The following is a 21714-nucleotide window of genomic DNA, read 5'->3' as shown; positions in this document are numbered from 1 at the left end:
GGCACGCGATACGAAGACAAAACGGAGCGCACACCGTATGGCTGTTGCCTACCCCTTCTCCGCCATTGCCGGTCAGGAGGAGATGAAGCTTGCCCTGACCATTGCCGCCGTCGACCCCAGCGTGGGCGGCGTGCTGATTTTCGGTGACCGCGGCACCGGCAAGTCGACCGCGGTTCGCGGGCTTGCTTCGCTGCTGCCGGAAATGCAGGCGGTCGAAGGGTGTCGTTATCACTGCGCCCCCGACCGCGACACGGAGCTGTGCGAGCCCGGTTGCCCCAAGATGCAGGCGGGCGGCGGCGAGGTGCCAACCCATTCAGTCGAAGTGCCGGTGGTCGATCTGCCGCTGGGCGCCAGCGAAGACCGGGTGGTCGGCGCGCTCGATCTGGAGCGGGCGCTGTCTCATGGCGAAAAGCACTTCGAGCCGGGCCTGCTGGCCCGCGCGCACCGCGGCTTCCTCTACATCGACGAGGTCAACCTGCTGGAGGATCATCTGGTCGACGTCCTGCTCGACGTGGCCGCTTCCGGCGAAAACGTGGTCGAGCGCGAGGGGCTGTCGGTCCGTCACCCGGCGCGGTTCGTCCTGGTCGGGTCCGGCAATCCGGAGGAGGGCGAGCTGCGCCCGCAGCTGCTCGACCGCTTCGGTCTGTCGCTGGAAGTCGAGACGCCGAGCGACCTCGACACCCGGATCGAGGTGGTCCGCCGGCGCGATGCTTTCGACCGCGACAAGGAGGGGTTCAAGCGGTCCTGGCAGGCGGAGGACGACAAGCTGCGTCAGACCATCCTGGACGCCAAGGCGCGGTTGGCGGAGACGCAGGTGCCGGATGCAGCACTGAAGCGGGCTTCGGAGATTTGCATTCAGCTCGGCACCGACGGCCTGCGTGGCGAATTGACCTTGATGCGCGCCGCCCGTGCCGCAGCGGCGATCGACGGCGATCCGGAAGTCACCGACGCGCATCTGCGCCGCGTCGCCACGATGTCGCTGCGTCACCGCCTGCGTCGCGATCCGCTGGATGAGGCGGGGTCGACCACGCGTGTCGAGCGGGTGTTGTCGGAGCTCTTCGACGCGGACGCCGAGCAGAGCGGCGAGGCGGCGTAATGGACGGCGCGTTCGCGCAGCTTGAGACCGGTTCCACGACCCCACGGGCGGACGTGCGTGCGGACACGGGCTCCGGCGTGGTCGCCGATTCCCGGTCGGCCTCGCGGCCGAGCGCGGGGGCGGTCTGGCGCGACGCGCTGCTGGCGCTGGCGGTTTTTGCCGTCGACCCGATGGGCATCGGTGGCGTGCTGCTGCGCGCACGCGCCGGCCCGGTGCGCCAGCGCTGGCTGGATCAATTGACGGATCGCCTCGGCGACTTCGGCCCGATGCGCAAGATCCCGCTCAACGTCTCCGACGACCGGCTGATCGGCGGGCTCGATCTGGCAACGACGTTGCAGAGCGGGAAGCCTGTGGTGAGCAAGGGGCTGCTCGCGGAAGGCGATGGCAAGGTAATGCAGATCGCCATGGCCGAGCGGATGGATGCCGGCACGGCCGCCCGGATCGCCGCCGTCCTGGACAACGGCGAGGTGCGCCTGGAGCGCGAAGGGTTCGCCCAGACGTTGCCCAGCCGTTTCGCCCTGGTCGCCTGCGACGAGGGGGCGGAGGACGAGGAGCAGCCGCCGGGCGCGCTGACCGAGCGACTGGCGATCCAGATCGACCTGTCGTCCGTGCCGCCGCACGACACCGACGGCGAACAGGCCAAGCGTGCGCGGGCGATCGAACTGGCGCGCGCGCGGTTGGCCCATGTGAGCGCGTCCGAGGAGATTTTGAGCGCACTGACCGGGACGGCGCAGGCGTTGGGCGTGCATTCGATGCGGGCGCCGCTGCTTGCGCTCAAGGTCGCCAAGGCGCACGCCGCCCTGAACGGTGTCGATGCCGTCCGCCAGGACGATGCCGAGGTCGCCGCGCGCATGGTCCTGGCGCCGCGCGCCACCCAGCTGCCGCCGCCCCCGCAAGAGGAACAGGCGGAAGAGGAGCAGGAGGCACCCGAGCAGCAGCCGCCCGAAGAGCCCGAAACGCAGGACCCAGAGTCTCAGGACGAAGACTCAAACCGCGACGAGGAAGACGAAGAGCAGGACGCGCCGAGCGCCCAGGAACTGGCGGAGACCATTCTGGCCGCCGCGCAATCCGCCTTGCAGCCGGGCCAGCTGGAGCGGCTGCGCGACCAGATGGGCCGGCGCCAAAGTGGCCAGGCCGGGCGGGCCGGCGCGCTCGCCAAGTCGCGCACCCGTGGCCGGCAGGTCGGCACCTTTCGTGGCGCGCCGGGCGGCGACAACAAGCTGGACGTCCTGGCGACCTTGCGTGCCGCCGCCCCCTGGCAGCCGCTGCGCGGTCGGGGGCTGCCGGGTAAGGGCGGTTCTGGCGGCCGGCTGGTGGTGCAGCCGGACGACTTCCGGATCAAGCGCCTGAAGCACAAGACCGAGACGGCGACGATCTTCTGTGTCGACGCCTCCGGCTCCTCCGCACTGCATCGGCTGGCAGAGACCAAGGGCGCGGTCGAACTCCTGCTGGCGGATTGCTACGTCCGGCGCGATAAGGTCGCGCTGGTCGCCTTCCGGGGCAAGGCGGCGGAGGTGCTGCTGCCGCCGACCCGCTCCCTGACCCGCGCCAAGCGCTCGCTCGCCAGCCTGCCTGGCGGTGGCGGGACACCGCTCGCCGCTGGCCTGACCGAGGCGTGGGTGTTGGCGGATCACGCCAATCGTCGTGGCGAGACGCCGGTGGTGATCCTGATGACCGATGGCCGCGCCAACGTCGACCACACCGGCGGCACCGACCGCGCGCAGGCGAAGGCGGATGCCCAGGCGGCCGCGCGCCGGCTGCGTGCGACTGGCGTTACGGCGCTGCTGATCGACACCTCGCCCCGTCCGCGCCAGAGCGCGCACGAACTAGCTGGCGCGATGGGCGGCCACTACCTGCCGCTGCCCCACGCCGATGCGAGCGCGCTGTCGCAGGCCGTCAAGACCGCGGAGAAGTCGTTGTGAGCGGGACACAATCGGGGACCCACCGTGTCTGAGTGCCGGGTCAGCTATACCGCTCCTGAGTGGGCGCGCGAAGGCGCGGATTGGCCGAACCGGGAGGCCAGCCGGTTCGTCGAGGCTGGCGGCGTGACCTGGCATGTCCAGGTGATGGGGCAGGGGCCGGCGCTGTTGCTGATCCACGGTACCGGTGCCGCGAGCCATTCGTTCCGCGACTTGGCGCCGCTGCTGGCGGAGCGGTTCACCGTGATCGTGCCCGACATGCCGGGGCACGGCTTTTCCAGCTGGCCGGCCCGGGAAGACGCGCTGTCGCTGCCCGGTATGGCGACGGCGTTGGGGCAGCTGCTGCAGACCCTTGGTCTAGCGCCCAAGGTGGCGGCCGGGCATTCCGCGGGCGCGGCCGTGCTGGCGCAGATGCAACTGCACGGGCACCTCACCTTGGACACGCTGGTGTCGATCAACGGCGCCCTGCTACCGCTGCCCGGGCTGCCGGGGATCGTCTTTTCGCCGATTGCGAAGGTGTTGAACAAGGGCGGCTTCGCCGCGCGGGTATTCTCACTCAACGCGCGCGAACCGGCGGCCGTGGAACGGCTGCTGTGGGGGACGGGGTCCTGCATCGATGCCCGCGGCATCGAGCTGTACGCGCGCCTGATCCGCTTCTCCCGTCACACCGCGGCCGCGCTCGGGATGATGGCGCGCTGGAATTTGAAGCGCTTGCAGCGCGACTTGCCCACGCTCAAGGGGGAGCTGGTGATGATCGTGGGCGCGAACGACGTCTCCGTGCCACCGACGGAGGCTGGGCGGGTTGCGGCGCATCGCCCAGGCACGCGCCTGGCCACGGTTCCCTGCGCCGGTCACTTGGTGCACGAGGAGAAACCGGACGTGGTGGCCGACCTGATCTTCGAGGCCGCCGGCCTCACTGACGCGAGCAGCGCCGCTTAGGTCCGCTGCGGCCAAGCGCGGCGCTGGCGCAACACACGTGGTTTGTTAGAGGGCAACCGAGGGACACACGCATGTTCGACACCACCACGGCACGCGCGGCCGATAGCGCCCACGATCCGGAGCAGCGGCCGCATGCCGTGGTGATCGGCAGTGGCTTCGGCGGGCTGGCCGCCGCCGTGCGCCTGGGCGCGCGTGGCTACCGGGTCACCGTGCTGGAGAAGCTGGATAAGCCGGGCGGCCGGGCGTATGTGTTCGAGCAGGACGGGTTCGTGTTCGACGCCGGGCCGACGATCGTGACCGCGCCGTTCCTGTTCGAGGAACTGTGGGAGCTGGCCGGCCGCAAGCTGTCCGACGACGTCGAGCTGCGCCCGGTCGACCCCTTCTATCGGATGCGCTTCGCCGACGGCACGACCTTCGACTACAACGGCGACCCGGAGACGATGCGCCAGCGCATCGCCAAACTGTCCCCGGACGACGTCGCGGGTTACGAGCGTTTCCTGGAAACCAGCCGCGAGATCTTCGAGGTCGGCTTTCAGCAGCTCGGTCACGTGCACTTCGGGTCGATCATGGATATGGCGCGGGTCGCCCCGGATCTGATGCGCCTGCGCGGCGACCGCAGCGTCTATCAGACGGTCAGCCGCTACGTGAAGGACGAGCGGCTGCGGGTCATGCTGTCGTTCCATCCGCTCTTGATCGGCGGCAACCCCTTCCATGCCAGTTCGGTCTATTGCCTGATCTCCTATCTGGAACGGCACTGGGGTATCCATTTCGCGATGGGCGGCACCGGCCGGCTGGCCAGCGGTCTCGCGAAGCTGGTGGAGGGGCAGGGCAACCAGATCCGCTATCACGCGCAGGTCGAGGAGATCGAGGTTGCGGACGGCCGGGCGACCGGTGTGCGCCTTACGACCGGCGAGCGCATTCCCGCCGAGATCGTCGTCTCCAACGCCGACAGCGCCTACACCTACCGCCGGATGCTGCCGCCGCAGGTCCGCAAGCGCTGGACCGACCGCAAGCTGGACCGCGCGCGCTACTCGATGAGTCTGTTCGTCTGGTACTTCGGCACCAAGCGACAGTACTCGGAGACGGCGCACCATACGATCCTGCTTGGCCCGCGCTACAAGGAGCTGATCGAGGACATCTTCGAGCGCAAAATCCTGGCCGACGACTTCTCGCTGTATCTGCACCGGCCGACCGCGACCGATCCGTCGCTGGCGCCGGACGGCTGCGATAGCTTCTACGTGTTGTCGCCGGTGCCGCACATGGATGCCGGGATCGACTGGTCGCAGCAGGCGCAGGCGTATCGCGCGCGGATCGCGGATTTCCTGGAGCGCACCGAGTTGCCGGGCCTGCGCGAGAACATCGTGTCCGAACACATGATCACGCCGCAGGATTTTCAGGACCGCCTGCTGTCCGAGCGCGGCGCGGCCTTCGGGCTGGAGCCGCGACTGACACAGAGCGCCTGGTTCCGCCCCCACAACAAGAGCGAGGACGTCGAGGGTCTATACCTCGTTGGTGCCGGTACCCATCCCGGTGCCGGTTTGCCCGGAGTCCTCTCGTCCGCTCGCGTGCTCGACCAGGTGGTGCCCGATGCCAGTGAATTCGCCTAGAGACGCAACCCTCCGCGCGGCCGATGCCGCAGCGGCGACGGCGGCGATCCGTACCGGATCGCGCAGCTTTCATGCCGCGTCGCTGGTGCTGCCGCGCCGGGTGCGGGAACCGGCGCGCGGGCTCTACGCTTTCTGTCGGGAAGCGGACGACGCCGTCGACACTCGCCCGGATCGCACGCGCGCGCTCGCAGAACTGCGCCAGCGCTTGCAGTGGATTTATGACGGTCGCCCAGGCAACAACGCCGCGGACCGGGCGTTTGCCGACGTGGTCGCCGCCTATGCGATCCCGCAGACCTTGCCCGAAGCGCTGTTGGAAGGCTTCGCCTGGGATGCCGAGGAGCGGCGTTACCGCACGATTCAGGATCTGCGCGCCTATGGCGCCCGGGTTGCCGGGGCGGTCGGCGCGATGGTCGCAATGCTGATGGGCGCGCGCCAGGCGGAGGTCGTCTCGCGGGCCACTGACCTCGGCGTGGCGATGCAGCTGACCAATATCGCCCGCGACGTTGGCGAGGATGCGCGCCAGGGGCGCGTCTATTTGCCGATCGATTGGCTGGAGGCGGAAGGCATCGACGCTGACGCTTGGCTCGCCGACCCACGGTTTGGTCCGGGCGTCGCGCGGACGGTGGAACGGCTGCTAGCCCACGCGGAGGAGCTGTATCAGCGTGCGGAAGCTGGCATTCCCGCGCTGCCGGCTTCCTGCCGCCCAGGCATCACCGCCGCCAGCCGTCTGTACCGGGCGATCGGCCATCAGGTCGCCCGGCAAGGCCACGATTCCTTGTCCCGGCGGGCGGTTGTACCGGCGATGCGCAAGGTCGGGCTGATGGTCGACGCGTTGAAGGGGCCGATGCCGGTTGCGCACTACAGCGACTATCCCTGCTTGCCGGAGACCCGGTTCCTGGTTCAGGCCGTGCACGAGGCATTGCCCGCGCTGCACGGTTTCAAGCCGGACGCAGCGGATGCGTCCGCTCCCGTCGAAGAGGGCGCCGCGGCCTTCGTGATCGACCTGTTCATGCGTCTGGAGCAGCGCGACCAGGCACGCGGGTAGGCTCGATCCTGGCCGAAGCTTCGGGGCGGCCTATATCGCCTGGAGGGTGTGTTCCCGACCTTGCGTAGGGGCCTTCGCCGCTTGAAGGAGAGGGAATAGCCCCGTTCGTCTATCCGAACAGCGGAGACGCGCCATGGATGGCGGTTGGATTGTGCTGCTGGAGGGGATGACGGTCTTCGGGCTGTTGATCGGCTTCGGCATCTGGCAGTTGCGTTCGCTGAAAAAGATGGAGCGCGAAGATAAGGCCAAGGCGGCGGCCGAGGGACGGGAGGGCGAGTCCGCCTTCATCCGCTCCCGTGAACCCCGGTCAGGCGCGGATACGGGGCATTCGGAAGGGTAGCATCAGGCGCACGATCCGCGTGTCGAAGCGCGTCAACGACAGGCTTTCGTGCATCGCCCGCACCGGTTCGCCTGCCAGGTGCGTCTCGACCAGCGAGCGGGCGTAGAAGGGCGTGTCCTCCAGCGTCTTCGACACGCAGGCCCGATGGCCGGCATCGGCGCGGCCCTTGCGGCGGATGCGCCAGATCGATGTCGACGGCAGATCGTTGAGGACGGCGTTGTCGAACCGTTCGATCCCGCCATCTTTCCTGACGAGCAGGGACAGCGCGTGGTCGGAGCCGTCGCGGCGGAAGGTGTCGTAGGTGATCGCGGTGCCGCCGGAGGGCAGCGGGGCGCGCGCCCAGTCCCATTCCTGAAAACCGGCTTCGAGCGGTTCGTCGCCGCGGTTGCGGTCCAGGTAGCCGGTGCCGTGCCAGGACAGGGCCGGTTTGTTCAAGGCGACCGAAACCTCCGCCGTGGGGGCCATCGGCCACCAGTGGTGGCGATCCTGGTGATCGATCGCGAACTCCTGGGTCGTCATCGCGTGCGGGGTGACGCGCACGCGCCCTTGCACCGCGCGTGGCAGCGGCGCGGCGATCTCGTCGAGGTGGATGGTGAGCGTCCGGCCATCCCAGTGCAGCCCGCTGGGACCAACGGAGAAGTGCCGCGCGCCGCGATCGATGCGGGTGCGGCCACGTTCCGTCATCGCCCAGCGGTTCGGCCCCTCGCCGTAGAGGGCCACATTGATCGAGCAGTGGTTCAGCGGGTCCGCCGCGCCGCCGGGTGCGCGCTGTCGGGCCCAGGCGTAGTACGGCGAGAACACCGACCCGATGAAGGCGATGATGGTCAGGCCGTGCTGACCGTCGTCGCTCAGCGCGTCGACGTACCACCAGACGTAGCCGCCCGGCGCGACCGGCTGATCGAACCCGGGGCCGTCCGTGTTGGGTCGCTGATGCCCCAGTCCGCCAACAGGCACTCCGCCGCCAGACGCCCCGACATCGCCGCCATCGGCACCCCCGGACCCGGGTGCGCGCTGCCCCCCGCCAGGTACAGACCCGTCAGCCTGGTGCGGATCGGCGGACGCTGGAACGACGCCCGCCAGCCGTGACTCGCCCGTCCGTACAGCGCGCCGCCGGTCCCCGGGAACAGCCGGGCGAAGTCCTTCGGCGTGGTCACCGTGCAGGTCGAACGGTCGATTGACAAATCCAGGTTGCAGCGGCTGAGCAGGGCCAGGTGGCGTTCCTCGCATGCGGTGATCTCCGGTTCGTCGAAGCGGTCGCGGTCGCCGGTCGGCGGTGCGTTGACCAGCATGAACAGGCGTTCGGATCCGCGCTCCCGGGCGGCCGCGGACAGCTCTCCCCCGTCGCTGCGATCCTGCGCGCAGATGTAGACCGTGCCGGAGTCCGGCAGGCGGCGGCGATCAAATATATCGGCGAATTCCTTCTTGTAGTCGCGGCAGAACAGCACATTGTGGTGCAGCAACGGGAACTCGCCGGCGGACCCCAGGAAGGTCCAGGTCATGGCGGACAGCGAGCGCATCTCCGTCGGCGTCTGCGGCGCTGCCCGTGCGGCCCGCCGACCCAGCTTGCCGTCGGCCAGCGCCGCCACGTCGGCGTTGCACACGACCGCGTCCGCTTGCAGGTGCGTGCCGTCATCCAACCGGACGCCTGAGACGGCGTTGCCGGCGAGTTCGATCTCCCGCACCTCCCGGCCCGTGTACAGCGTGACGCCGTGGCGTTGGGCCAGCTCGGCCAAAGCCTGAGCGAAGGTGTGCATGCCGCCATCGATCAGCCAGACACCGCTTTGCTCGACGTGGGCGACCAGCATCAGCGTGGCCGGCGCCTGGAACGGCGAGGACCCGCAATAGGTCGCGTAGCGCCCGAACAGTTGGCGCAGCCGGGGGTCGTGGAAATGCCGGCCGAGCGCGTCCCACAGCCGGTCGAACGGCTTGATGCCCCATAGGTCCTTCGGCCCGGCGTGCTGCATCAGCCCGACTGGGGTCGCCTTGGGCGACCGCAGGAACGGGCGGTCGAGCGTCGCGTAGATCTTGCGGGCTTCTTCGGTGAAGGCCTTGTAGCGCTTGGCTTCCGCTGGCCCGCTGAAGGCGGCGATGGCCTCCGCCGAGCGCGTCACGTCGGCGAACAGGTCCAGGCGCTTAGCAGGGGCGCTGTCGTCGCCGTCCCAGGCGTGGCGGGCCAGCCGGTCGGCCGGGCGCAGGCTGACGATGTCCTCCAGCCGCTCGCCCAGTTCCTGCGCCAGTTCGTCGAACACCTGGCGCATCGTGAACACGGTCGGGCCGGCGTCGATGGCCGTATCGCCGGCGGGTAGGGCGCGCATCTTGCCACCCAGGTGACTCTGGCGTTCAACCAACGTCACCTCCAGTCCGCGCGCGGCGAGTTTGAGGGCGGAGACCAAGCCCGCTACGCCGCCGCCGATGACCACGATGCGTTCGCCTGCGCGTTTCACTCGACCTCCCGGGGCGTTGGGAACTTTGCAAGAGACCCGGTCGACGTTGACTTGCCAGATAAGGGGTGTCTAGTCATAATGACACTTATGAATGACCATAAAACCTGACACTCGTGTCTGCGATGGCCGAGCGGGGCAGGGACCACGGTCACAACCTGGACAGCCTGGCAGGGGAGTGCGGCAGTATGGACACCTCGACCCGGATTGAAAGCGTCCTTCAGGACGTCTTGGCCCGGCGCGAGTCGCCGGATTCCCCGCCGCGGTTGGCGGACGCGGTACGCTACGCGGTGTTCCCGGGTGGGGGGCGGATGCGGCCGCGTCTGGCATTGGCGGTGGCCGGCGCCTGCGGCGACGACGCGCCGGATGCGGCCAATGCCGCCGCGGCGGCGATCGAGATGCTGCACTGTGCCTCACTGATCCATGATGATCTGCCCTGTTTCGACGATGCGCAGGTCCGCCGCGGCAAGCCGTCGGTGCACGTCGCTTATGGCGAGCGACTGGCCGTGCTGGCGGGCGACGCGTTGATCGTGTTGGCCTTCGAAACGCTGGCCGATGCCGCGGCGAGCGCGCCGGAACGGCTGCCCGCGCTGCTGCGCACGCTTGGTCGTTCGGTGGGGCTGCCGTCCGGCATTTGCGCTGGTCAGGCCTGGGAGTGCGAGCCGAACGGCGTGCCGCTGGACAAGTACGAGCAGCTCAAGACCGGCTCGCTGTTTGCGGCCGCCACCGTGATCGGCGCGGAAGCCGCCGGGCGGGACGGCCAGCCCTGGCGCACCCTTGGCGCCAAGCTGGGCGAGGCCTATCAGGTCGCCGACGATATCCGGGACGTCTATGCCGACGCGGAGGATCTGGGTAAGCCAACCGGCCGCGACGAGGCCCTGGACCGCCCGAGCGCGGTGCGTGAGCTGGGCCTGGAGGGCGCCAAGGCACGCCTGAACACGCTGGTGGAGGACGCGGTGGCGTCGATCCCGCAATGTCCCGGCCGGGATCAACTGATCCAACTGATCCGCAGCGAGACCAAGCGCTTCCTGCCGAAGTCGCTGGCCCAGGCGGCGGCGTAACCGCTGGCGCCCCGAAGGCGGGCTTGGCTGTCTGAACGACGCGTGCGCAACCCCGCGCCCGCGATTGCGAGGGGCGAACGGTGACCGCTTCACCCTCATCCCAAAAGCGCCAGGCCCACGCGCCCCAGCCTGACAGGGGGGCTGCCGGTTTGCGCGATCGCCTGGCCGATTGGCGCAACCGCCTGCTGGCCAGCGCACGTTTCCAGCGCTGGGCGGCGGGTTTTCCCCTGACCCGGCTGATCGCCCGGCGCCAGGCCCACGATCTGTTCGACCTGACGGCTGGTTTCGTCTACGCGCAGGTGCTGTACTGCTGCGTGCATTTGGGCGTGTTCGATCTACTGTGGCGGGCCGGGCCGCAGACGCGAGAGGAACTGGCGCAGCGGGTGTCACTGCCGCTTGACGGTGCTGACCGGCTGGTGCGGGCGGCGATCGCGTTGAAGCTGCTGGAGACCCGGTCGGACGGGCGGATCGGCTTGGGCCCTAAAGGGGCCGTCGTGGTCGGCAGTCCGGGGATCGCCGCGATGGTCGACCATCACGCCATGCTCTACGCCGACTTGGCCGATCCGGTCGCGCTGCTGCGCGGCGAACGCGGGCCGACGCAGCTCGGGGGATATTGGCCGTACGCCAAAACCGACGATCCCAAGACCCTGCCGGCAGAGCAGGTGGGCGCGTACTCGCAGTTGATGGCGCAGTCGCAGCCGCTCGTCGCGGCGGAAGCGCTGGAGGCCTATCCCTTCCACAAGCATCGCCGGTTGCTCGATGTCGGCGGCGGGGATGGCGCGTTCCTAACCGCCGCAGCCGAGTCCATGCCTGCGTTGGAGCTGATGTTGTTCGATCTGCCGGCGGTTGCAGAGCGCGCCCGTCAGCAGATCGCCGCAGCCGGACTCGACGATTGGGTGACGACGCACGGGGGCGACTTTTTCGCCGATCCGCTGCCGCAGGGGGCGGACGTGATCACCCTGGTGCGCATTCTGCACGACCACGATGACGCCCGGGTAGAGCGTCTGTTGACCAACGTTTACAGCGCCCTGCCAGCCGGCGGCACGGTCGTCGTGGCGGAGCCGATGGCAAGCGACGACTCGGCGGCGCCGGTCGGGGATGCGTACTTCGGTTTCTACCTGCTTGCGATGGGGCGTGGCCGCGCTCGCACCGCCGCGGAGCAGCGGGGATTTCTGAGACATGCTGGCTTTGAAGCGGTGCGGGAATGGCGCACACGCCAGCCGTTCCTGTGCCGCGTCATCTCAGCACGGAAAGCCACAAGGAACGTAAGGTTAGATTGACATAGCCTTGCGTCACGTTAGACTGACACATAGCGAAAACCATCAAACCGGGAGGGGGCCGCCGTGACCCCGCCGCTGAACGCCACAGCCGTCGTATTGGAGGAGCCCGAGAAGCTGGCGCTGAGCCGGCTCGATCTCGCGGCTCCGGCTGCCGGCGACATCGTGGTGGACATGGAGGTTTCCGGTATTTCGACCGGCACTGAGCGGCTGCTCTGGACCGGTCAGATGCCGCACTTCCCGGGCATGGGCTATCCGCTGGTGCCGGGCTACGAGGCGCTGGGGCGGGTCAGTCAGGCCGATGGTGAGAGCGGTCTGCAGGAAGGTGACCGGGTGTTCGTTCCCGGGGCGCGCTGCTTCGGCGACGTGCGCGGCCTGTTCGGCGGTGCTGCGAGTCGTGTCGTCGTGCCGGCCAGTCGGGTGGTGAAGGTCAGCGACGATCTGGGCGAGGGGGGCGTGCTGCTGGCCCTGGCCGCGACGGCGTACCATGCACTGCAGGCCAAGGATGCCAAGCTGCCCGAGCTGATCGTCGGTCACGGCACGCTGGGCCGGCTGTTGGCGCGCGTGACGCTCGCGCTAGGCGGTGAGTCGCCGGTGGTCTGGGAGGCCGATCCCGCCCGCCGTGAGGGGGCGCAGGGCTACACCGTGGTGGCGCCCGAGGATGATGGCCGACGGGACTATTCCGCGATCTACGACGTGAGCGGCGATGCCGGTCTGCTTGATGAACTGATCGGACGTCTTGCCTTCGGCGGCGAGGTCGTTCTCGCGGGCTTTTACAGCGACCGTCCGTCGTTTGCGTTTCCGCAGGCCTTCATGCGGGAAGCGCGCATCCGGATCGCCGCGGAATGGCGCGAAAGCGACCTGCACGCCACGCGCGATCTGGCCGAGAGTGGCGCGCTTTCCTTGGATGGCCTGATTACCCACCGGCGGGCGGCGACAGACGCCGAACAAGCCTATCGGACCGCCTTTGGCGACTCCGCCTGCCTTAAGATGGTCCTGGATTGGAGGGGCATATGACAACGTCGGCCACAAGTAATCCGGACCAGACAGCCGAACCGGGTGAGGCGCGCGAGACGCAGGTCATCGCGATCTACGGCAAGGGCGGGATCGGCAAGAGCTTCACGCTCGCCAACCTCAGCTACATGATGGCGCAGCAGGGCAAGCGCGTCCTGCTGATCGGGTGCGACCCGAAGAGCGACACCACCTCGCTGCTGTTCGGCGGGCGCAGCACGCCCACGATCATCGAGACGAGCGCGAAGAAAAAGGCCGCTGGCGAGGAAGTCGACATCTCCGACGTCTGCTTCAAGCGCGACGGCGTGTTCGCGATGGAGCTTGGCGGTCCGGAGGTCGGTCGCGGCTGTGGCGGCCGGGGCATCATCCACGGCTTCGAATTGTTGGAGAAGCTGGGCTTCCACGACTGGGGCTTCGACTACGTCCTGCTCGACTTCCTGGGTGACGTGGTGTGCGGCGGCTTCGGTCTGCCGATCGCCCGCGACATGTGCCAGAAGGTGATCGTCGTCGGCTCGAACGACCTACAGTCGCTCTACGTCGCCAACAACGTCTGCTCGGCCGTCGACTATTTCCGCCGGATGGGCGGCAACGTCGGCGTCGCCGGTCTGGTGGTGAACAAGGACGATGGCACCGGCGAGGCGAAGGCCTTCGCGGGCCAGGTCGGTATTCCGGTACTCGCCTCAATCCCGGCGGACGACGACATCCGCCGCAAATCCGCGAACTACGAGATCATCGGCTATCCCGGCGGCCCGTGGGGCCCGTTGTTCGAGCAGTTGGGCCTGGCCGCGGCCGAGGCCGCACCGGTCCTGCCCGCGCCGCTGGAGCATGAGGGGCTGCTCGACCTGTTCAAGGGTGAGGATGTTGGCCGTGGCGTCGAGCTGCAGCCGGCCACGATGGCCGACATGTGTGGCGGCGTGGCGCCGCAGCGCAAGTCGCTCGAAGTGGTTTACGAGGACGCGTAAGGGGCCGGGCGATGACCGACACGACGGACAATCGCATCCAGGGCCTTGAGGCCTCCGGTAAGCCGGCCGACGACGCGCCCGCGACGGGTGCGCCGAGCGAACCGATCGAGCAGGCTGCGGCCAAGGCCGTTGCCGAGGGCGGTTGCCACGGCGGCAAACAGACCCTGATGGACGCCGCGCGGAAGGCCGGCAAGTCCGAGACGCTGGCCAAGCTGGCGGAGGACTACCCTCAGGGCCCGCACGACCAGCCGCAGTCGATGTGCCCGGCGTTTGGCTCGCTGCGGGTGGGGCTGCGGATGCGCCGCACCGCGACGATCCTGTCGGGGTCGGCCTGCTGCGTCTACGGCCTGAGCTTTACCTCGCACTTCTACGGCGCGCGGCGGACGGTTGGCTACGTGCCATTCAACTCCGAAACGCTGGTCACCGGCGAGTTGTACCAGGACATCCGGAACGGCGTGGAGCAGATGGCCGATCCGGAGCGCTACGACTGCGTGGTGATCATCAATCTGTGCGTGCCCACCGCCTCCGGCATCCCGCTCGACCGCCTGCCGAAAGAGATCAACGGCGTGCGCGTGATCGGCATCGACGTGCCGGGTTTCGGCGTGCCGACCCATGCGGAAGCGAAGGACATCCTGGCCGGCGCGATGCTGAAGTACGCCCGCGAGGAGGCTGAAGCCGGTCCGGTCGCCAAGCCGCGCAACCTGGTCGAGGACGCGCCGACGATCACCCTGCTGGGCGAGATGTTCCCGGCCGATCCGGTCGGTGTCGGTCAGATGATCGAGCCGATGGGCCTGAAGGTGGCGCCGAACGTGCCGACGCGCGAGTGGCGCGACCTCTACGCCGCGCTCGACAGCGTGGCCGTGGGCGCGGTGCATCCCTTCTACACCCGCTGCGTTGAGCAGTTCGATCGCGCTGGCCGCCCGGTCGTGGGCTCCGGTCCGGTTGGCCTGGAGGGGACGACCGATTGGCTGCAGCGCATCGGCGCGGCGGCCGGTGTGGCCGAGTCCAAGATCGACGCCGCCAAGGCGAAGGCGGGCCGGGCAGTGCAGGCGGCGCTCGCCGAACACAGCCTGAAGGGCCGGCGTCTGGTGGTCTCCGGCTACGAGGGCTCGGAGCTGCTGGTCGCGCGGCTGCTGATCGAGGCCGGAGCAGAGGTGCCCTACGTCGGCACGGCCTGCCCGCGCACGGAATGGAGCCGGATCGACCGCGAGTGGCTCGAAGCGCACGGCTGCCACGTGCAGTACCGCGCTGCGCTGGAGCAAGACACGGCGGCGATGCAGGAGGTCCGCCCGGATCTGTCGATCGGCACGACGCCGCTGGTGCAGAAGGCGAAGGAGCTCGGCTGGCCGGCGATTTACTTCACCAACATGGTCTCCGCCCGGCCGCTGTTCGGTGCCGCCGGCATTGGCGCGCTGACCGGGATCGTGGAGACCCAGACCGCCGGGGCCGACCGCTTCCGCGAGATGGTGTCCTTCTTCGAGGGCGTCGGCCAGGGCCATACGGCCGGCTACGGCTTCACCGAGGTACCGTCGGCCAAGCGCAAGATGCGCCGCGCGGCGAAGGCCGAGAAGCGCGACACCGGCGTTCCGGACAGCGTGGGGACCTGAGAGCCATGCTCGTACTCGATCACGACCGCGCCGGGGGCTACTGGGGCGCCATCTACACCTTCACCGCGATCCAGGGGATGCGGGTGGTGATCGACGGCCCGGTGGGCTGCGAGAACCTGCCGGTGACCTCGGTGCTGCACTACACCGACGGCCTGCCGCCGCACGAACTGCCGATCACCGTGACCGGCCTGTCGGAAGACGAATTGTCAATGACCGGCACGGAAGAAAATCTCAAACGTGCCTCGGCGACTCAGGACAACGACTTGCCCGCTGTCGTGGTCACAGGCTCGATCGCTGAAATGATCGGCGGTGGAGTCACGCCCGAAGGAAGTAATCTTCGTAGGTTCCTTTGTCGCACCATTGACGAGGATCAATGGCAAGCGGCCGACCGCGCGATTAACTGGCTATGGACTGAATTCGGGCCCAAGAAGGGCAAGACGGATAAGCCCAAGCGCCGGGAGGGGCAGGACAAGCCCCGGGTGAACATCATCGGACCGATCTTCGGCACCTTCAACATGCCGAGTGACTTGGCCGAGATCCGTCGCTTGGTCGAAGGGATCGGTTGCGAAGTGAACATGGTGTTCCCGCTCGGCAGTCATGTGCTGGACATTCCGCGGTTGAATAACGCGGACGTGAACATCTGCATGTACCGCGAGTTCGGGCGGAAGCTCTGCGAGGCGCTCGACCGGCCGTACCTGCAGGCCCCGATCGGCGTGTTCTCGACCACCAAGTTCCTTCGCACGCTGGGCGAGTTGACCGGCGCCGACCCGGAGCCGTTCATCGAGCAGGAGAAGCACACGACGCTGAAACCGGTGTGGGACCTCTGGCGCTCGGTGACGCAGGATTTCTTCGCGACCTCCAGCTTCGGCGTGGTCGCAAGCGAAACCTACACCCGCGGCTTGCGCAAGTTCCTAGAAGACGAGATGGGCGTGCCCTGCGCGTTCCATCACGCCCGGAAGCCCGGCAAGAAGCCGGATAACGCCCAGGTCCGCCGCGACGTGCAGGAGAACACGCCGCTTGTCCTGTTCGGCTCCTACAACGAACGGATGTACAACGCCGAGGCCGGGGGGCGGGCGATGTACGTTCCGGCGTCCTTCCCCGGGGCGATCGTCCGGCGCAGCACGGGCACACCGTTCATGGGCTACGCGGGTGCGACCTACGTCGTCCAGGAGTTCTGCAACCAGCTGTTCGACGCGCTGTTCAACATCCTGCCGCTGTCCACGCAAATGGATACGGCGGACGCGACGCCGGCCCGTGGCCAGGCGCAGCTGGATCTGGAGCAGACGCTGCCCTGGGCGGACGCGGCGCAGGCCAAGCTGGACGCATACATCGAAACACAGCCGTTCCTGGTGCGGATTTCCGCCGCCAAGCGCCTGCGCGAACGCGCTGAGGCGATCGCCCGCCAGAACGGCGTTCCCCGTGTGGCTGCCGAGCACGTCGACGCCGCACGCGGGGCCCTGAATACCGGAGCTGCGGCATGACGGTGGTGCACCTGACCCCGGCTCCAGACCGGAACCGCGCCGAGGGGGCGACCCAGGCGCGCCGCGCCGCTGCCTGGCAGCGGCCGAACGAAGGCCGCTCGGCCTATAACTGGGAGGACAAGGACATGCCGGATCGTAACCGGATCGCCGCGACTGGCGACAAGAAACACCGCAAAGGGGACTCCTTCGAGTATCGCCTGCTGATGGCGGTGAGCCTGCCGATCTTCCTGGTTGCGGCCATGGTCGGGCGGGTGTTGCCAAGCGGCGCGCATGCGGTGCCGGGCGAGCGGCTGTCCCTGCTCGCCGAGGCGCGGGCGGCAGCGGACACATACGTCCCCTTCGCGTTCATGGGCTGAGGTCAGCCCACGCGAGAACCCGGCCGGCTAAGGCCGGCCGGTAACCGCCGCGATCGTCTGTATCGCGGTCTCAACAGCCGCGTTCGAGACGGAAAGCGGTATTCCAGCTAGGTGCAACTAGCAAAACGGGAGTAGGTGCAGATATGGCAACCGAGAGCAAGGCCCGGAACGAGAGCCTTTCCGGACTGACGGAAGGCGAGGCCAAAGAGTTCCACAAGATTTTCATGTCGAGTTTCATCATCTTCGTGGCGATCGCTGTGTTCGCGCACATCCTCGCCTGGATCTGGCGTCCGTGGCTCCAGGGTGACGGTGCCGCGCAGGCCAGCGTGATCTTGGACGGTGCCCAGCAGACGCTGGCCACGATCCTGCCAGTTCTGGCGTAAGGAGGAGTTACCATGTGGAAGATTTGGCTTCTTTTCGATCCCCGTCGGATGCTGGTGGCGTTGGGCACGTTTCTGTTCGTGCTGGCGCTGCTCATCCACTTCATCCTGCTCAGCACCGATCGCTTCAACTGGCTGCAGGGGCCCGCTGCGAGCGGTACTCAACAGTCCAGCGTGATCGAGCGGTCGGTCGAGCCGTCGAAGGCCTAAACCGGGCCCGACCAACGAGTCAGCGGGCGGGGCGCCGGGGCCGGCGCCCCGCACCGCGGCTCGGGCCCGCCGCTGACGGGCACCGAGGCCGGTATCCGATTGGAGGGTTCGGTTATGGCTATGTTGAGTTTTGAACGAAAATATCGGGTCCGTGGCGGCACGCTTGTAGGCGGCGACCTGTTTGATTTCTGGGTGGGCCCCTTCTATGTAGGGTTCTTCGGTGTCACGACGCTGTTCTTCGCCGTCCTGGGGACAAGCCTGATCCTTTGGGGCGCCGCGCTCGGCCCGACATGGAATATCTGGCGGATCAATATCGCGCCGCCGGATTTGAGTTACGGCCTGGCACTGGCCCCGTTGCAGGACGGTGGTCTGTGGCAGCTGATCACGATCTGCGCGATCGGGGCGTTCGTGTCGTGGGCGCTTCGGCAGGTTGAGATCTCACGCAAGCTGGGGATGGGACTGCACGTACCCTTCGCCTTCGGCGTGGCGATCTTTGCCTACATCACGCTGGTCGTGTTCCGCCCGCTACTGCTGGGCGCCTGGGGGCACGGCTTCCCGTACGGCATCCTATCGCACCTCGATTGGGTGTCGAACGTCGGCTACCAGTACCTGCACTTCCACTACAACCCGGCGCACATGCTCGCGGTGAGCTTCTTCTTCACCACGACCTTCGCGCTGGCGTTGCATGGCAGTGCGATCCTGTCCGCCGCGAACACCGGCAAGGACGACGAGCCGGTTAAAGCCGCGGAGCACGAGGATAATTTCTTCCGTGACTTCATCGGCTACTCGATCGGCCCGCTCGGCATCCACCGACTAGGTCTGTTCCTGGCGTTGAACGCCGGGTTCTGGAGCGCCGTGTGCATCATCATCTCCGGGCCGATCTGGACGCGCGGCTGGCCCGAGTGGTGGTGGTGGTGGCTCGAGCTCCCGGTCTGGGATGCTGCCGGTGGCTTCTACTAGGGCGAAGGGACACCGACCATGCCTGAATATCAGAATATCTTCACACGGGTCGAAGTCCAAGGACCAGTCGAGACCGGTCTGGCCTTGCCGCCCGGTAGAACCGGCCGGCGCTTCGGCACCCCCATGCACAACAGCTGGCTGGGGCGCCTCGGTCACAGTCAGCTTGGGCCGATCTACCTCGGCTGGTATGGGATCGCCTCGATCCTTTGCGGCTTCATCGCGATCGAGATCATCGGTCTCAACATGTTCGCGAGCGTCGACTGGGATCCGATCCAGTTCGTTCGCCAGGGTCCCTGGCTGGCGCTGGAGCCGCCGCCGCCGGAATACGGGCTGAGCCTGCCGCCGTTGAATGAGGGTGGCTGGTGGCTGATGGCCGGCTTCTTCCTGACCTCGGCGATCCTGCTCTGGTGGGTGCGGACTTACCGTCGGGCGGTCCAGCTCGGCATGGGCACGCACGTGGCCTGGGCGTTCGCCTCGGCGATCTGGCTGTACCTCGTGCTGGGCCTGATTCGCCCGGTGATGATGGGCAGCTGGGCGGAAGCCGTGCCGTTCGGGATCTTCCCGCACCTCGACTGGACCGCGGCGTTCTCGATCCGGTACGGGAACCTCTTCTACAACCCGTTCCACATGCTCTCGATCGCGTTCCTGTACGGCTCGACCCTGCTGTTCGCCATGCACGGCGCCACCATTCTGGCGACCAGCCGGTACGGCGGCGATCGTGAAAGCGAGCAGATCACCGATCGCGGCACTGCCTCGGAGCGTGCGGCTCTGTTCTGGCGCTGGACCATGGGCTTCAACGCCACCATGGAGAGTATCCACCGCTGGGCGTGGTGGTTCGCGGTGCTGACCCCGCTGACCGGTGGTATCGGCATCCTGCTGACCGGCACGGTCGTGGACAACTGGTACCTCTGGGGCGTGAAGCACGGTCTGGCCCCGGTCTATCCGGACGTCTTCCCGGGCATGACCGAGATGAGTGACCCGGCGATGTCGGGCGCGGCAACGGTACAGTAGAGGGAGAGCGCACTATGGCTTGGAGCTATAAGAAATCGCTCGCGCTCGTCTCGCTCGGCGTTGCCGTCGCGCTGTCGGGTTGCGAGGATCCGCCGAAGGACAGCGTGCAGCGCGGGTACCGCGGCGTGGCCCTCGAGCAGAACTACAATCCCGAGGACTTCGCCACGTTGATCCAGCAGAATCAGGTGCCGGAACCTGGAACTCCGGCGCCTGAGGGCGGGCAGAAGGCCTCTGAGGTCTACCAGAACGTAGAAGTGCTGGGTGACCTCAACCAGGCCCAGTTCACCCGCCTGATGAACGCCATCACCCAATGGGTGGCGCCGGAGCAGGGCTGTGGCTATTGCCACAACCTGGCTCAGGGGTTTGCCTACGAGGATGTCTACACCAAGCAGGTCAGCCGTCAGATGCTGCGGATGACCAGGGACATCAACGAGAACTGGGAAGACCACGTCGGGGCGACGGGCGTGACCTGCTTCACCTGCCACCGCGGCAACAACCTGCCGGAGTACGTCTGGTGGGAGAACGCGGACGATCCGCGCAGCACCAACAATATGTTGGCGGGCTGGCGGCCGGATGGTCAGAACGCGCCGAACACGGAGGTCGGCTATACCGCTATGCCCGGCAATCCGTTCGAGCGCTATCTGGTTGGCGAGGGTGACTTGACCCAGATGATCCGTGTGCAGGGCGGCCAGGCGTTGCCCGATCCCCAGAGCACGGACTCGATCCAGTCGACTGAGGCGACGTACAGCCTGATGATGCACCAGTCCGAAGCCCTGGGCGTCAACTGCACGTACTGCCACAACAGCCGGTCCTGGAGCGATTGGGATCAGAGCCCGCCGCAGCGCGTGACGGCGTGGCACGGTCAGCGGATGACCCAGGCGCTCAACAACGAGCACGTGATTCCGACGACCGAGTTCCTGCCGCCGGAGCGTCTGGGCCCGACGGGCGATGCGCCGAAGATCAACTGCACGACCTGTCACCAGGGCGTGTACAAGCCGCTGTTCGGCGCCAACATGGTCAAGGACTATCCGGGCCTTGACCCGAACCTCAGCCGCGACGAGGCCGCGCAGCTCCGTGACGAGCTGGGGCCGGATCACGGCGCCAACTACGGTTTGCAGCCGCGTATCGGCTCGGAAAACGCCGAACCGGCGGTCGACAACCGCTTCTAGCAGAGCGCTGGCCTGCCCCGTCGTTGCGGGCAGGCCAGCCTCCGACAAACTAAACCCCGGCAACCAACGTTGCCGGGGTTTTCTTTTGTCCGCGCGGAGGAACGGACGCGTCGAGCTACCAGCGGATCTCGAAGCGGCAGGCCGGGGCGCCTGTCGCCTGGCAGGCCGTTTCCGTCGCCTGGGCGCGTGGGCTAACCAGCTCACGGAACAGCCGTTCAAAAGTCGCTGTATAGGTGTCGCAGACCGGGGTATCGGCCCGGATGTCGTGGCACAGTGGGCAGTTCACGATCGTAACCGTGACCGGCGGGCCTGCCGTCGCGGCGAACGTTCCTGACCCGGCGAAGGTCCAGGCATGGCGTTCGATTGCCTTGAGAAGGACGCGTCCAGCCAGCCACGCTGGCGCCGGGCGTAGCACCGCCTGCACGGGTTTGGGGATTCGGTGGGCGAGCAGATAGTCACCGGTTCGCCGTCCTGCGTCCCGGGTGACTTGGCGGAAACTGTCCCCTGGCAAGGCGGCGTGGAGGGCGCGATTCAACGCGGCGACCTCGCGCTCGTCGACCATCTCGTGCGGCCAAGCATCGAGGTAGCCGGTCAGGCCCGCATCGGCAAACACCGCATGGGTCGTCGCGCGCCCATAAAGCGCATCCAGTGCCTCGCCAACGCGCGTGATGGCATTCGGGCCGACACGGCCGGGCGGGGCGGTGTGTCCATGCGCGGGGGGCTGGATGGTTCCGTGGGGGGCTTCGCTGCCGTCGTTCAGCACGCCGGTCCTCCAATTGCTACCCCTTGAGGCGACTTTGTCGGACGGTCAGGGGCTGTGTACAAGAATCTCAGAAGCCTGC

21 protein-coding genes are annotated in these 21714 nt (G+C 67.7%); 18 read left to right on the top strand and 3 right to left on the bottom strand.

The genetic code is table 11. From position 1 onward, the window contains the following. The first annotated feature begins 37 nt into the window (after positions 1-37). The 6 genes from bchI to RHOSA_RS0114830 all read left to right on the top strand — a co-directional run bounded on the left by bchI (position 38) and on the right by RHOSA_RS0114830 (position 6946). Complete coding sequence (gene bchI / locus RHOSA_RS0114855) at positions 38-1096, top strand: magnesium chelatase ATPase subunit I (RefSeq protein WP_027289295.1); 1059 nt, start codon at positions 38-40, stop codon at positions 1094-1096. Then, entirely contained in the window at positions 1096-3018 is a 1923-nt protein-coding gene (locus RHOSA_RS0114850) for a magnesium chelatase subunit D (RefSeq protein ID WP_081728748.1), read from the top strand. Before bchI ends, RHOSA_RS0114850 begins: the two co-directional genes overlap by 1 nt. Before the next feature lie 24 nt (positions 3019-3042). Continuing rightward, a complete protein-coding gene (bchO, locus tag RHOSA_RS0114845) occupies positions 3043-3954 on the top strand; it encodes an alpha/beta fold hydrolase BchO (RefSeq protein WP_027289293.1) in 912 nt (303 codons plus the stop codon). Between the two features lie 71 nt (positions 3955-4025). After that, complete coding sequence (locus tag RHOSA_RS0114840) at positions 4026-5561, top strand: phytoene desaturase (protein WP_027289292.1); 1536 nt, start codon at positions 4026-4028, stop codon at positions 5559-5561. Next, positions 5542-6606, top strand: coding sequence for a phytoene/squalene synthase family protein (locus tag RHOSA_RS0114835; RefSeq protein ID WP_081728747.1), 1065 nt, complete (start codon positions 5542-5544; stop codon positions 6604-6606). The genes RHOSA_RS0114840 and RHOSA_RS0114835 overlap by 20 nt, the downstream gene beginning before the upstream one ends. A 133-nt stretch (positions 6607-6739) precedes the next feature. After that, positions 6740-6946 carry a hypothetical protein gene (locus tag RHOSA_RS0114830; protein WP_027289290.1) on the top strand — a complete coding sequence of 69 codons (207 nt, stop codon included), beginning with the start codon at positions 6740-6742 and terminating at the stop codon, positions 6944-6946. Here the strand turns inward: RHOSA_RS0114830 and RHOSA_RS0114825 are convergent. Together RHOSA_RS0114825 and crtD are read right to left on the bottom strand one after the other, a co-directional pair. Next, entirely contained in the window at positions 6914-7900 is a 987-nt protein-coding gene (locus RHOSA_RS0114825) for a carotenoid 1,2-hydratase family protein (protein ID WP_244880654.1), read from the bottom strand. The genes RHOSA_RS0114830 and RHOSA_RS0114825 overlap by 33 nt on opposite strands. Continuing rightward, positions 7795-9390: a 1-hydroxycarotenoid 3,4-desaturase CrtD gene (crtD, locus tag RHOSA_RS0114820; RefSeq protein WP_027289288.1), complete on the bottom strand. Its 1596-nt coding sequence runs from the start codon at positions 9388-9390 to the stop codon at positions 7795-7797. Before crtD ends, RHOSA_RS0114825 begins: the two co-directional genes overlap by 106 nt. Positions 9391-9575: 185 nt before the next feature. On the opposite strand from crtD, the gene RHOSA_RS0114815 reads away from it, so the two are divergent. The 12 genes from RHOSA_RS0114815 to pufC all read left to right on the top strand — a co-directional run bounded on the left by RHOSA_RS0114815 (position 9576) and on the right by pufC (position 20872). Continuing rightward, a complete protein-coding gene (locus tag RHOSA_RS0114815; RefSeq protein ID WP_027289287.1) occupies positions 9576-10448 on the top strand; it encodes a polyprenyl synthetase family protein in 873 nt (290 codons plus the stop codon). Between the two features lie 149 nt (positions 10449-10597). Continuing rightward, on the top strand, positions 10598-11728 hold the full coding sequence (locus RHOSA_RS0114810) for a methyltransferase (protein WP_027289286.1): 1131 nt from the start codon (positions 10598-10600) through the stop codon (positions 11726-11728). A 63-nt stretch (positions 11729-11791) separates the two neighbouring features. Next, on the top strand, positions 11792-12742 hold the full coding sequence (bchC, locus tag RHOSA_RS0114805) for a chlorophyll synthesis pathway protein BchC (RefSeq protein ID WP_437123673.1): 951 nt from the start codon (positions 11792-11794) through the stop codon (positions 12740-12742). After that, positions 12739-13698, top strand: coding sequence for a chlorophyllide a reductase iron protein subunit X (locus RHOSA_RS0114800; protein WP_027289284.1), 960 nt, complete (start codon positions 12739-12741; stop codon positions 13696-13698). The genes bchC and RHOSA_RS0114800 overlap by 4 nt, the downstream gene beginning before the upstream one ends. Before the next feature lie 11 nt (positions 13699-13709). Then, positions 13710-15305, top strand: coding sequence for a chlorophyllide a reductase subunit Y (gene bchY, locus RHOSA_RS0114795; protein ID WP_051432184.1), 1596 nt, complete (start codon positions 13710-13712; stop codon positions 15303-15305). Between the two features lie 5 nt (positions 15306-15310). Next, positions 15311-16786, top strand: a complete 1476-nt coding sequence (gene bchZ / locus RHOSA_RS0114790) for a chlorophyllide a reductase subunit Z (RefSeq protein WP_027289282.1) — start codon at positions 15311-15313, stop codon at positions 16784-16786. Then, positions 16783-17142, top strand: a complete 360-nt coding sequence (locus tag RHOSA_RS25790; RefSeq protein ID WP_051432183.1) for a hypothetical protein — start codon at positions 16783-16785, stop codon at positions 17140-17142. The genes bchZ and RHOSA_RS25790 overlap by 4 nt, the downstream gene beginning before the upstream one ends. A 143-nt stretch (positions 17143-17285) precedes the next feature. Beyond that, on the top strand, positions 17286-17525 hold the full coding sequence (gene pufB / locus RHOSA_RS0114780; RefSeq protein WP_027289280.1) for a light-harvesting antenna LH1, beta subunit: 240 nt from the start codon (positions 17286-17288) through the stop codon (positions 17523-17525). Positions 17526-17537: 12 nt separating this feature from the next. Next, the gene (gene pufA, locus RHOSA_RS0114775; RefSeq protein ID WP_027289279.1) at positions 17538-17732 is read left to right on the top strand and encodes a light-harvesting antenna LH1, alpha subunit; all 195 of its coding nucleotides are present in this window, start codon (positions 17538-17540) and stop codon (positions 17730-17732) included. A 114-nt stretch (positions 17733-17846) separates the two neighbouring features. Then, positions 17847-18692 (top strand): photosynthetic reaction center subunit L, encoded by an 846-nt coding sequence (gene pufL, locus RHOSA_RS0114770; protein WP_027289278.1) that lies wholly within the window; start codon positions 17847-17849, stop codon positions 18690-18692. Between the two features lie 18 nt (positions 18693-18710). Further along, positions 18711-19703 carry a photosynthetic reaction center subunit M gene (gene pufM, locus RHOSA_RS0114765; RefSeq protein WP_027289277.1) on the top strand — a complete coding sequence of 331 codons (993 nt, stop codon included), beginning with the start codon at positions 18711-18713 and terminating at the stop codon, positions 19701-19703. 14 nt (positions 19704-19717) lie between these two features. Beyond that, on the top strand, positions 19718-20872 hold the full coding sequence (pufC, locus tag RHOSA_RS22790) for a photosynthetic reaction center cytochrome PufC (RefSeq protein WP_081728746.1): 1155 nt from the start codon (positions 19718-19720) through the stop codon (positions 20870-20872). A 115-nt stretch (positions 20873-20987) separates the two neighbouring features. Here pufC and bchJ read toward each other — a convergent pair whose 3' ends face one another. Beyond that, entirely contained in the window at positions 20988-21635 is a 648-nt protein-coding gene (gene bchJ / locus RHOSA_RS0114755) for a bacteriochlorophyll 4-vinyl reductase (protein WP_244880652.1), read from the bottom strand. Positions 21636-21714 lie beyond the last annotated feature (79 nt).

Origin of the sequence: Rhodovibrio salinarum DSM 9154 (assembly GCF_000515255.1) — a bacterium.
GTDB lineage: Bacteria > Pseudomonadota > Alphaproteobacteria > Kiloniellales > Rhodovibrionaceae > Rhodovibrio > Rhodovibrio salinarum.
The sequence above is the reverse complement of the archived record's forward strand: the minus strand, read 5'-3'. Positions and strand labels throughout refer to the sequence as shown.